We start from the raw sequence: 12,306 nt of genomic DNA, 5'->3' as shown, positions 1-12,306 counted from the left end.
AACACAGAGTTAAATCAGTTTTTTTGCATAAATCCGTGTTCTCTGTGCCTCTGTGGACAAAAAAAATCACTTTGCCTGAAGTTGCAATAACACCGTATAAAATCCATCCTTCTCCTGAATGGTCAGGTCATGCATAGTGGGATATAATAGATCAAGTCGCTTTTTCACGTTAGCAAGCCCAAGGCCACTGCTTTTTTCCAGCGCATCCTGTTTGGTATCGGCAGGGCCAAATGAGTTTTTTACGGAAAACAGAATTGAATTTGCCCATACTTTTACCTGAATATCAACTATTATTTTCTGATCGAGCGTATTCTTCGAATGCTTAAACGCATTTTCAATAAAGACGATCAAGAGCATTGGGGCAATCTTGAAAGTCGGGTCGATCCCATTTTCTATCGACGTTATTAAGTCCAGCCGATTGCCAATGCGTATTTTCTCAAATTCGATGTAATTGTTAATATACGCCAGTTCGTCAGTTAAAGAGACGAACAAACCTTTGGCGTCGTAGACAGAGTACCGTAATAAGTCGGCGAGTTTCAATAAAAGCGTTGGCGTTTTATCCGGTTGCGAAATCGAAAGACCGTACAGATTATTCAACGTATTGAACAGAAAATGAGGGCTCAACTGCGATTGCAATAAATGGAGTTCACTCTGACTTTGTTCGGCCTGGGCTTTGGCTTCGTATAACTGACTGTTTATTCGGGTTCGGATTAGTTTAATGAAAAGTCCGCTTAGCACGCAAAAGAGAAAGAACGGTATGATCAGAAAGATGACAAACATTAACTGGTCCGAATGATTACGTAAACTGTTGGCAAACTGCGCAACCACAAACGCGAAGCCTGTCAGAAGTAGAGGTAAAAAGACTAATAGCCAACTGGGAACCTTTTTATTGGCGGGTATCCACAAGTACGCCAGGTATCGACCAAAGTAAATGCCAATCAGGCAAAGAAATGTGCCCGCCAGGGCCGCTTCTTCATCGTCTCTCTCTACCACCGTTTCGGTATACAAATTGATGATCAGATAGATTGGAACAGCAGAAAGCACCCAGATGAGCGCATGCTTCTGTAATTCGGTTAGCTCGTTTATACCGGTGGTTTGTTGTTTTTTCACGATCACTGTCTGGATTGGGAGGTACAAAGCTGAGCACACAAATCGATACCACTAAACGTCCAGGACGGACACGTAAAAATAGCTGACGAAATCCCGGTAAACGATTACGAATCGGTTCGACATCCCAAATCCTTATTCTGTCAGGTCAAGCCTGTTGTTCAACATAATTAGTTTTTGAGCCCACCCAACCCGCCAATATTTGCTCATCATCTTATGGAGCCGGGCTCTTAAACGTTACACCATGCGACCTGTTTTGCTACTTATTCTCTTCTTTATTGTGGCGATTTCATTATCCGCCCAAGCACAAACTAAGCTCATCAACGGGCTAGTCAAAGATCTCCAGAATGAACCCGTGCCGGGTGCCACCGTTCGCCTGATCAGCCTGACTGACTCGACGCAGGTACTGGGTGAGCTAACCAACAGCAGCGGGAAATTTTCCTTTAAAAACCTCATAAACAGCAACTATCGGATACAGATAACAAGCGTTGGGAATAACGACTACCGAAGCGGAACGATAACCATTGACGATCAGCATATGGTTATCGACTTGCCTGTATTTATCCTAAGTCCGTCAAAAACAACACTGAAAGAGGTAACTGTAGTGGCCAAACGTCCGATGATCGAGCAGGATATTGATAAAACAATTGTGAATGTAGATGCGATGATTGGCAGCGCCGGTAGCAATACGCTGGAAGTACTGGAAAAAACGCCCGGCGTAACGATAGACACCGACGGATCAATCAGCCTGAACGGAAAAACGGGTGTACTGGTCCTGATCGATGGTCGGCCTACCTATATGTCGGGACAGGATTTGGCGGCTTATTTGAAATCCCTGCCGGGCGGCTCACTGGATAAACTGGAACTAATGACCAACCCGCCCGCCAAATATGACGCGGCCGGGAGTTCGATCATTAACATCCGATTGAAACGGACTCGTGTACAGGGATTTACGGGGAGTGTCTCGGGCGCTTACAGCCAGGGTGTTACAAGTCGAAGTAATGATGTGATCAACCTGAATTACAATCACAAAAAACTCAATTTGTTCGGGAGTATCGGCTATAACAAAGACGGCAACTATTCGAATGATGGGTATGATCGGACATTTTATGACGCCAATGGAGTCCTAAATTCGTCGGTGCAGTTACAGAATAAATATACTTATTCCAGCCACGGCGTGATGGCCAGGCTGGGTATGGATTATGCGGCTTCAGCGAATACGACCTATGGATTCCTCCTGGCCATTCAGAATCGATCCCGGCAGGATGGGCTCGATTACGTCAGCAAAACCTATGGGTTGCGTTCGGAACTCAATTCAATTGGGACGGGCAGTACCAACGGTAATTACCCGTGGGTGAATCCCAGCGTCAATGCCAATGTTCAGCATAAATTCAAAAATACGGGTCGTGAGTTAAGTGCTGATCTGAATTATATCACCTATAATTCGACGGGCGATCAGGTGCTGAAAACGGCTGTAAATCAGCCTGATGGTACGCTCGTCAACAGCAATCAGTTCGTGTATAGTTTACCATCGGATATTACGATTTACTCGGCCAAAGCCGATTATGTGCACCCGCTACGTGACAAGGCGAAACTGGAAGCCGGTATCAAATCGAGCGTGGTCAATAATGACAACAATTCGCAGTATTACACCGTACTGGGTGCGATCAAAACACCCGATTTCAGCAAATCCAACCACTTTACCTACCACGAAACCATTCATGCGGCCTATACCAATCTCCGAAAAGAGTGGAAGCGATTGGCGGCACAGGCTGGTTTTCGACTCGAACATACCCAGATAGCCGGACGCCAGTTGGGTAATCCTGAGGTTTCTGAAACGTCGTTCAGTCGGACTTATACAAGCTTATTCCCAACTGCTTTTTTGAGCTATAAAGTCGATAGCGCCGGGAATAATACCCTGACTGCCAGCGTTACCCGGCGGATAAACAGGCCTAATTACCAGTCACTTAACCCTTTTCTGTTTTATCGGGATCAATATTCTTTTACGACTGGTAACCCGTATTTGAAACCCCAGTACAATTATCAGTACGAACTCAAATACCAGCACAAACAATACATTGGTGTCTCAATCCAATATGGTCGTTTTTCGGATATAATTTTTCAGCTCACCCAGGCCGTTGGCGATGTGTTTTATTACCGCCCCGACAATGTGGCCAGTGGTTATATTCTGGCGCTTGCTACGAATGTATCGGTGTCGCCGACAAAATGGTGGACTATTAACGCCAATGGAATGATGGGACGGATGGCGCTGAATGGCACTGCCTATTCTGAAACGCTTACCCCAGGTTTGTTCAGCGTACGAATGGACGTGTTCAATCAATTCAAATTCGAGAAAGGCTGGGCTGGTGAGTTGAGCAGTTTTTATTCAGGTAAAAACATTTCCGGGCAAACCATTGCCAATCCGCGCTTTCGGCTGGCTGCCGCTGTCCAGAAGAAAATCTTGCAGAATAAAGGGAGTCTCCGGCTTACGCTGGAAGATATTTTTCATTCCTGGACACCAACCGACCAAACGGTTAGCCTAAAACAGGCCGAAGCGTTTCACACCAACGAAACCGATACCCGTAGAATTGGTCTGGCATTTACGTATCAGTTTGGCAAGGACACCTTTGCGCGTAAACGCCGACATACCGACAATGCCGCCGATGCCGAGAAGGGTAGGGTGGATTGAGGATTTCAAAGCACCCGAATTTCCTGCCAAAACTGTTGGATGAACAATCGTTCCTGTTGCGAGATACCGTTATGTGCTCCAGCAACGCGTAATAGGATACGAACGAACCGCTTCTTGATATGTTCCGTAAGCTCGAGTCGTTTCGCAACGAGCCGACGCATACCAAATGCATACGCATCGGCTCCTGGTTGATCGGTATTTTCGCGTAAAAAGAAAGCGGAAAGAGCCAAATCACCGTAAGGCCCTTTTGCCAGGAGCTCCCGAACTGCCCACTGCTCCTGTTTATGAAGGCGACCATCTAATTTGGACAAAGCATAGACTATACTGCCCAGGCTCATTGATAAATCGGGAGAGTACATAAGTTATCAGTTCATAAGGCAGACCGGTTTTGAGGTCGTAAACCAACCCATGAACCAGAAGCGGTCTGCTATTGCTCCAGGCGTTTTGACCAATCGTGGTAGTTGAAATAAACATCCTTATTGACTACGAATGACCACCCATTAATTGCCTTCCGTTGTGGATTTGGCTTGCACCTTATTCGCAACTTCCGAAGCAGACTGATTTTCTGGATTGCCTATGCTAACGCGCTGAATCTTATAGTTATGTTTATAATTATGTTTGGCGACGTCCATATCAGGTGTATGAGCTACCTCAACGCCACCAACTGGTACGGCATTGGGAATTGGCTGTTTATAGCTGGTCATTGGACCGGTGGTAAGACCGGGCGCGTTAACTTCAATTCCCTGTTTCGTTTCCCATTTTCGGGCAGTTGCGGCTTTATTCGGATGCTTGTAATTGTTGGCCGAATAGGTAACGTCTTTCCGTAATTTAGAATCGTCCTGGGCGGAGGCTGTCAGGATCGAAAGGCCACTGAAGGCTAGTATAAACAGGTATGTTTTCATGATTTCTCTTGTTGTTTAAGTATTCGTCAATGCTAGAGGCAAGCCATTGGAAAAGCGCTGCCTGATTGACTTTACAAAGGTCATACCCCAGCGTTAGGCTCGTGTTAGAGCCGCATTAGAACGGCATTAGAAATGTATTTAGCCTTAACGTTCTCGCTTGGCTTTGCCAAGCGAGAACGGGGGTTTTGGGCGGTCCGCCGTTGCGGGAGGGGCCGGGGTGAGGGGAAATTAACGAGGCAGGGTGACCGTAAATGTGGTCCCTGAGGTAGCCGATGAGTCGACCTGAATACTGCCTTGGTGTAACCGAATGATTCGTTCGGCGAGCGGAAGGCCGATGCCATAACCCGGTTGCCCACTGGCATTACGACCCCGCTGGAAGGGAATAAAGATGGCTGTTAATTGGTCGGCGGGAATGGTTGAACCGGCGTTATGAACGCTCAATTGTACAGATTTACTGTTCGAAGATAAGGTTACGGATACTGTATGAGCTGGCGAAAATTTGCCTCCGTTGTCAATCAGATTGAAAAAAGCCGTTCGTAGTAAGGGTTCATTGCCGGTTAGTTGCCAAAGGTGATCAGGCGCATCGGGCGGGATAATCTGTACATGAATTATGTAATTTGGCTGAAGACGCTGGAAGTCAAGCTGAACCTGATCTAAAAGGGTATCAAGTTGCACACGCCCCATCGGTACCGACGATTCGTCCATGTTCGCTTTAGCCAGCGACAGCAATCCGTTGACCATTCGGTTTAACCCCCGTACATCGTCCAGTACCGAGTGTAGGGTAGCTCGAAGTTCATCAGGCTCATCTTCTGCCAATAACGAAACTTCCAACTGGCCCGTAATGGCCGTTAGTGGGGTGCGTAACTCGTGCGAGGCATGCGATACAAACGACCGCTGTAGACTAAAGGCTTCTTCCAGCCGGGTCAGCATTCGGTTGAATCGCTGGGCTAGTTGGGTTAGTTCGTCTCCGCTAGCTCCTTCGGGTAATCGTAGCGATAGATTCGACGCGGTAATCTCATCCATCCGTCGATTGATCTGGTTAATAGGTTGCAGTGTTCGACCCGCATAAAATCGTCCGGCAACTACCATCAGGGCAGTCATCAAAAACCAGCCAATGGCCAGAATGTAGGCTAGATTCTGGATCGTACGACCCCCAAACGTATCGACGGCCGACGCAAAAATGACCGAAGGAGTTTGATTCTCAGTAAAAAAAATACCCACTACATCGCGTTCGTTATCGCGCCAGTGGAGCGTTCGTACTTGCCGAACCCGCTTTAGTATTCCGGGGGTAACGGTTAGGTAATCGGTACCGCTTTCGTAAACTAACTTGTTTTTTGCATCGTAAATAATGATCTCTTCCTGGGGTAAAACCGTCAACTGGTTTTTGTCTATCAGTTTGAACAGCGTAGGCCCAACCGGTTCGCGACCGACTAATAAATGACCCGCCGTTAGTGCTTCTGACTGTAGCCGGGTCTGAAATTCGTTCGATACATACTGCCTGGCTACCACGTAGAGGAGGAGACAAAACAGGGCCAGTAAGACCGAGACAATAGCCGTGAATAAAAGGGTTAGTCGGTTACGGAGGCTCATTTTTCTTTTAGCACATACCCCATCCCAATCAGCGTGTGAATCAGTTTGGTGGGCGAATCTTTATCGATTTTAGCGCGCAGATAACTAACGTAAACGTCAATTACGTTCGTCCCTGTGTCGAAACCAATATCCCAAACCTGCTCGGCTATATCCACCCGAGACACAACCCGTCCGGCATTCCGCATCAGGTATTCCAGCAGGGCAAATTCGCGGGCGGTCAGTTCGATGGTTTGCCCTCTTCGGCGGGCTACCCGTTCGTGAAGATCAAGTTCCAGATCGGCAACACGCATAACCCGACCCACTTCTTCGGCAGGAACCGACCGACGGAGCAGGGCTTTCAGTCGGGCCAGTAATTCCAGAAAATCAAACGGTTTGGCCAAGTAATCATCGGCTCCGGCTTCGAAACCCAGCAGTTTATCGGCCGTTGTATCCAGGGCGGTCAACATGAGAATAGGCAGCTTGGCGTTCTTGCCGCGAATATATTCGGCCAGTTCAAGGCCGTTCATGTCAGGCAGATTAACGTCCAGAATGACCAGATCGAACGCCGTAGTGTCGAAGAGTTGTTTGCCTTCTTCTCCCGTTAAGGCCACCTCTACAGTGTAGGCCTGGGTTTGGAGCCCTTTTTTAATGAACGTGGCTACCTTGGGTTCATCTTCAACCAGTAGCAAATGTGCGCTTGGGCCAGTCGTCATACGTTGGATTTACCCTGTTGCAAATAAGGCGCAAGGTAACAACCAAAACGTAACACGCATAAAGGGTGTTTACTTGAACAGGGAAACGGTTTGATGTGGCGTCGGTTACTAATAACCGACGCCACAAAAAAAGGCCTATTCAAATAGCCAATCGATGTTCTTCTTATTCCCCGCAAGGTCGGGCGCGACCCCGGCCGCATCGAAAATTGGAATCTCCTGATTGCCGTCCATAAAACCCAGTAGTAAACAAGCACCTTTGCCCAGGTTCAGGGTGTGTTTACCCGCTTTGAAGGAATAGGCGTGAACGTTCACGGGGGGGAGCCCATCGACCAGAATCGCGTTCGAGATCTTGATTTCCGATTGGCCGTAATCATTGGCGCTGGCATCGGTTTCGAGTTCAGGCGTTGGCAGGTAGTTGGGATTCTTTTCGTTGAAAAAGCCTACCAAAAGCTTCACGGGTTCTGTGGCTGTAAAGGTCAGGCTGGTTCGCTCCGATTGCATTTTCGCTTTGGCTAATTTAAGGCCTTTCAGGTTCTTTAGTTCTGGCGCAAAGCCACTGATAGTAGCAGCGGTATCGGTAAATACGCGCTGGCCTTTTTCTAGGGAATAGGTCTCAACCTGAGGGCTTTGTATCGTAACCGTTACTGGTTTTAGTAGAATGGGCGCTTTGACGACTGCTTTGTTGGTTGATTTCAGCGAATCAATGGAATGTTTGAAATGGGCCAACTCTTTCTGATAAACCGGCAGCATTTCTTCCCAGGTTATGTACGTAGCATCGACGCCCCGCATGGGAATTTTGCGTTGTTTCGTCTGCATGCTGTTGGCATACAGATAAGTGTCTTTCGTTAGCTTCACTAAATCAGCGTAGTGATTGACGCTGCTTTCCAATAGCGGCAGTGCCTTGTCGAGGTCGCGAACGTCATTGGAATACTTGTATCGAAGAATGGACAATGCCGCACGTGCTTTCTGAGCGTAGAAATTCGCCATGGCGTTTTGGCAATAGACATCGTTCTTCAGGCGGTCAAACTCGGCTTTGTCTTTGGTGACTGCACCAGCCGCTTTGTCGATGGCTTCTACAGCTTTTTTACCATGCTCGATAACCTCATCAGCTATCTGAACGGGCGTTTCGCCAATGTGTTTTTCGTGTTTCCAATCCTTCTCGGCGTAGTCGATAATCATCTCACCTTCAGGAGCTTCTGATTCATAGAGTAATGTAAGTAGTCCGTAGCGAAACGGATTGATAAGCTGGGTCATCAACATGCCTAACGTCAACGTCTGGCGGTTGCCATCGGTGATGCCGTATCGACGTAGTAGTTTCGGCGAAATCTCGCCCGTTTGTTCGTAGGCTTCCAGTACGTCTTTGCCTTTGTCGAGCGGTAAGCCGTATTTCTCGGCCAGTTGATTGCCCCAATAGGTAACCTCGGCCGGGCGGTTTCGGCCTGATTTCCAGGCATAGCGCCCCCAGGTTTTGTACCAGATCCAGTCACGGTCGAGCTGGAGCAGGCGAGGGGTTGTTTTGTCGGCCGTGTACGGCCAATCCCAGTACGACGCCTGCGGATACAGATGCAAGCCGTTGGCACCGTACACACTATGCATCGCCTGCACCGACTTCTGAATAAAATCGGAGGAACCGTAGCGAAACGGTTCCAGATTCGCCAGGATGTGCACATTTTCAATTTGAACCGTACCGATATTGCTCAATGTCCGGTGAAGTTCGGCCCATTTGCCGCGTGGCGTATAGGTGGTCAGGGCTTCGCCGTTGAATTTGGCTTCGGTGTACAGATTCTTGTATAAGGGCAACGCGGCTTTCATGACACGGGGCGCATCGGTGTCGTGGGCGCGGAGTACAATGGGCGGTTCGGTGGTTTTGCCGAGAGCTTTCAATCCATCCTTTACACCCGGAATAATCGTTTTCGTAAACCAGTCCACATCGTCCTGCCCAACGCCTTCCATGGCTTCGCCCAATGCAATGAGCAGCCCCACATTGGGGTATTTTTCAACAAAGGCAGCAATTGACTTGCGGGTATAATCGGCGATGAGGGGAATGATCGGACGGTTTCGATCCTGGGTTTTGATGTGGTGGTGTTCGGCAAAGGGTTTCGAGACGATGATATTGTAGAACATCTGAATGACCCAGATGCCCCGTTTGTCGGCTTCTTCGGTCAAAAAACGGAACATGTCCTCGTTCTTTTTGAAGGTTGCATCGTCCACTTCAACCGCATAGGGATAGTCTTTCAGCCGAACCAGCGACGCAAAGGGATGCCCATTCCACAAATACAGCGAGTTGTAGCGATTTTCGACCATCATATCCAGATACCGAATCCAGAGCGCTTTGTCATATAGCCACGGAAACGTTTCGGGCGTATAGGGGTACTCGTACACATCCCGGCCGGGCAAATACGTAGGCTTCTGGACACCCACACACGTCCCCCGAAGCACCATTTCGGGCTTATCAGTCAGACTGATTTGTTCAGGAAGCTTGCCTGTTTCGGTGATCTGAGTAGCCAGCTCCAGGCAGCCGTACAACGCGCCAGATGGATCAGTTCCGGCAAGGAGAAACGGTTTTGATCCATCTTTTCGGATCATAAAGCCTTCTTTGATCGTATCGGTAGGGATGGTAAGCGCATAAATTGAAGCCACCTGTTTGATCGTATTATCTGTCCATAATCCAATCACAATCTGCTGCTTGTCTCGTGCCTTTATATTCTGTGTTATCGTTGTTTGATAACCCGCCTTTGTTAACGCCTGTTTCAGTTTCTCCGCTCCGAAGGTAATTCGGGTATGGGTCGCTATCGGAACGACGATGGTAACGGCTGGATTCTTTTTCCCCTGCGCGGCTGATGGCTGAACGGAGAAAATGAATAAGATGAAGTAGAGGAGTTTATAGTGGCTCATGTTGGGAAGTTGGTCACGCCGTTCACCGTTCTCGCTTGGCTTTGCCGAGTGAGGGCTATTATTTCAAGGGCCTCTGGTCCGTTTTTGATGTAATTCACCGGCCAGAGGCCGTTAAAAAATAGTCCTCACTCGGCAAAGCCAAGCGAGAACGGGAGTAGTCTTAGACTACCGGCAATTGGGTTTGTCTTTTTTTGTCATTCCGACGTCAGGAGGAATCTCAAGCTTGACTGATTAGTAGGCTTGAGATTCCTCCTGCGTCGGAATGACAAAAAAAGACAAACGGATCAAGTATTTCACCGAATCAGCGGAATCCAGACTTCCATTTCGGAATGACCGCGGTTGGCCCAGGCGTAGTACGGAATCAATCGAATGGGCGTTGGTTGGGGTGCTTTGTCGGATACCTCACGGTACAATTGATTCGTCCAGTTGCCTTCGTTAATCAGCTTGGCGTCGCCTTCCAAGGCCATCACATCGCTGTTATCGATCTTGACGAGGGTTGGTTTAAGATTGACTTTGGCTGATAAGGCGATGTTGTTCAGTTTCGTCGTTTGATTGTCTACCGATTCTACACAATACACAATTGGACCGCGTTTGACGGCTACCTGATTACGGTTTTCTTCCACCAATGGATTCGCTTCGATGAGTTTAACCGGCATCGGCAGATTGATCGCTACTTTATCACCAGCAGCCCAGGTTCGGTTGAGTTCGGCGTAGGTGCCTGCCTGAAGACGGCTCGTTACTGGCTTTCCGTTTATGGTGATCGTTGCCCCCTGACACCAGCCGGGAATCCGGACAAAGACCGAAAAGGGCTTGGCGGGAGCTTGCTCCAGTTGAAGACTAATCGCGCCATCCCAGGGGTAGTTTGTCGTTTGGATCAGTCGAATAGCCGACCCATCTTTGAGTGTGGTGTTCAACTGATTGCTACCGAATAGATTCAGCCACAGTCCTTTATCTGAAATGCTGTAGGCGTAGTTGCTCACTTCCGAAATCGTGCGGACGGTATTGGGTGGGCAGCAGTTTGATAAGCGAATGTAATTCTGACGGCCACCCATCCAGCGCATCTGGTACGGATAATCATCCGACGCACTCAATGGATTGGTGTAGAAAAACTTGTTGCCATCCAGACTGATCCCCGACAGAATACTATTGTACAGGGCCAATTCCATCACGTCGGCATACTTGGCGTCGCCCGTGATTTGCAGCATCCGGTAATTCCAGAGCAGGTTGCCGATGTTGGCACAAGTCTCGTTGTGGGCCGAATGATTCGGTAACTGATACGCTTTGCCGTACGCCTGATGGATTTTCTGCACCGTATCGGGTTTATAGGCGGTTCCTTCGGGCGAGACACCATCGTAGAGCGCACCACAACCGCCGGTAACGTACATTTTATGATTGACGACATCGTCCCACAGTAAGTCCAGCGTGGAAAGTAGCGTACTATCGCCGGTTTCGGCAAACACATCAGCGGCTCCGGCAAACAGGTAATTCGCCCGCACAGCATGGCCGATTACCTTTTTCATCTTCCGAAACGGCACCCGGTCGGAGTTGTCATCGGTTCCTTCTGAAAGTCCCCGAATGTCGATTAGCTTTTGCGCTAAGGCCAGGTATTTCGGATCGCGGGTGGTGCGGTACATTTCGGTGATGCCCATGTAATGCGACGGACAGATGGCATTACGGGCCTGCTCGGGACTGGCATTGGTATAAAAGCCGATCAGAAAATCGGTGGCTTTTTTCGCGATGTTCAGGAGGGAGGTTTTGCCCGTTGCCCGGTAATGCACGCAAGCGGCCGTCATCAGGTGTCCGAAATTATAAGCCTCAAAACTGAGCTTATCATCGAACATCTTGGTTTCGCCCGTTTTCTTCTGCTGGATAATGGCTTTGGTATAGACGTAGCCATCGGGTGCCTGCGCTTTGCCGATGACCGCAATGGCTTTGTCCATCAGGGCGTCCAGCTTTTTATCTTTGGTAAGCGCGTACATACTCGCCACCGATTCCAGCGTTTTGTAGAAATCGCCATCGTGAAAAGAAGGCCCTTTGAAATTGCCCGTTTCCAGACCAGCCGCTATCTCGAAATTCCGAAACGCATGGCTGATGTTGGCATCGGTATACGTATTCCACAAGTGCGGCACCATCGAATCCCGGCAAACGGCAAAGCGATCTGCCCAGAATCCGGTTGTCCATTTCACCGCGTTCAGATCCGTACTTTCCAGCTTCGCAAACTTGCTCTGCGACGTATTGACCAGCGCGTTTGTTTGCCCCCAGGCTGTTGTAAGCGCGGTAAGAGCAAAAGCCAGCAATGGGTATCGAATTCGGATATGGCTAAGAGGCATGATAAGTGAATAGCATAAAAATCAAAATTAATAGGAATAATCCCCTTTGAACTATGCTATTTTCGCCGGTGATTGTAGGATGTTAGCATTGTTTTTAACCG

General features: G+C 48.6%; 8 protein-coding genes. 1 reads left to right on the top strand and 7 read right to left on the bottom strand.

The window, feature by feature from the left end; genetic code table 11:
• Positions 1 to 66: 66 nt before the first annotated feature.
• A complete protein-coding gene (locus EXU85_RS19090; RefSeq protein ID WP_142773616.1) occupies positions 67 to 1,110 on the bottom strand; it encodes a sensor histidine kinase in 1,044 nt (347 codons plus the stop codon).
• 241 nt (positions 1,111 to 1,351) lie between these two features.
• Here EXU85_RS19090 and EXU85_RS19085 point away from each other — a divergent pair, with 241 nt between their 5' ends.
• A complete protein-coding gene (locus EXU85_RS19085; protein ID WP_142773615.1) occupies positions 1,352 to 3,796 on the top strand; it encodes an outer membrane beta-barrel protein in 2,445 nt (814 codons plus the stop codon).
• A gap of 5 nt (positions 3,797 to 3,801) precedes the next feature.
• Here EXU85_RS19085 and EXU85_RS19080 read toward each other — a convergent pair whose 3' ends face one another.
• The 6 genes from EXU85_RS19080 to EXU85_RS19055 all read right to left on the bottom strand — a co-directional run bounded on the left by EXU85_RS19080 (position 3,802) and on the right by EXU85_RS19055 (position 12,205).
• Entirely contained in the window at positions 3,802 to 4,155 is a 354-nt protein-coding gene (locus tag EXU85_RS19080; RefSeq protein ID WP_142773614.1) for a TerB family tellurite resistance protein, read from the bottom strand.
• 141 nt (positions 4,156 to 4,296) lie between these two features.
• The gene (locus tag EXU85_RS19075) at positions 4,297 to 4,698 is read right to left on the bottom strand and encodes a hypothetical protein (RefSeq protein WP_142773613.1); all 402 of its coding nucleotides are present in this window, start codon (positions 4,696 to 4,698) and stop codon (positions 4,297 to 4,299) included.
• Positions 4,699 to 4,926: 228 nt separating this feature from the next.
• Entirely contained in the window at positions 4,927 to 6,288 is a 1,362-nt protein-coding gene (locus EXU85_RS19070) for a HAMP domain-containing sensor histidine kinase (protein WP_142773612.1), read from the bottom strand.
• Positions 6,285 to 6,980 carry a response regulator transcription factor gene (locus EXU85_RS19065; RefSeq protein WP_142773611.1) on the bottom strand — a complete coding sequence of 232 codons (696 nt, stop codon included), beginning with the start codon at positions 6,978 to 6,980 and terminating at the stop codon, positions 6,285 to 6,287. The genes EXU85_RS19070 and EXU85_RS19065 overlap by 4 nt, the downstream gene beginning before the upstream one ends.
• A 135-nt stretch (positions 6,981 to 7,115) precedes the next feature.
• Positions 7,116 to 9,875, bottom strand: a complete 2,760-nt coding sequence (locus EXU85_RS19060; protein ID WP_142773610.1) for a hypothetical protein — start codon at positions 9,873 to 9,875, stop codon at positions 7,116 to 7,118.
• Between the two features lie 293 nt (positions 9,876 to 10,168).
• Positions 10,169 to 12,205, bottom strand: a complete 2,037-nt coding sequence (locus tag EXU85_RS19055; RefSeq protein ID WP_142773609.1) for a glycoside hydrolase family 127 protein — start codon at positions 12,203 to 12,205, stop codon at positions 10,169 to 10,171.
• Positions 12,206 to 12,306 lie beyond the last annotated feature (101 nt).

It is taken from the genome of Spirosoma sp. KCTC 42546 (genome assembly GCF_006965485.1).
In the GTDB taxonomy this organism is placed as follows: domain Bacteria; phylum Bacteroidota; class Bacteroidia; order Cytophagales; family Spirosomataceae; genus Spirosoma.
The sequence above is the reverse complement of the archived record's forward strand: the minus strand, read 5'-3'. Positions and strand labels throughout refer to the sequence as shown.

Excerpts from the sequence above, each read along its gene's own strand:
- EXU85_RS19085 (WP_142773615.1), top strand. The coding sequence starts at position 1,352 with ATGCGACCTGTTTTGCTACTTATTCTCTTCTTTATTGTGGCGATTTCA.
- EXU85_RS19080 (WP_142773614.1), bottom strand. The coding sequence starts at position 4,155 with ATGTACTCTCCCGATTTATCAATGAGCCTGGGCAGTATAGTCTATGCT.
- EXU85_RS19075 (WP_142773613.1), bottom strand. The coding sequence starts at position 4,698 with ATGAAAACATACCTGTTTATACTAGCCTTCAGTGGCCTTTCGATCCTG.
- EXU85_RS19070 (WP_142773612.1), bottom strand. The coding sequence starts at position 6,288 with ATGAGCCTCCGTAACCGACTAACCCTTTTATTCACGGCTATTGTCTCG.
- EXU85_RS19065 (WP_142773611.1), bottom strand. The coding sequence starts at position 6,980 with ATGACGACTGGCCCAAGCGCACATTTGCTACTGGTTGAAGATGAACCC.
- EXU85_RS19060 (WP_142773610.1), bottom strand. The coding sequence starts at position 9,875 with ATGAGCCACTATAAACTCCTCTACTTCATCTTATTCATTTTCTCCGTT.
- EXU85_RS19055 (WP_142773609.1), bottom strand. The coding sequence starts at position 12,205 with ATGCCTCTTAGCCATATCCGAATTCGATACCCATTGCTGGCTTTTGCT.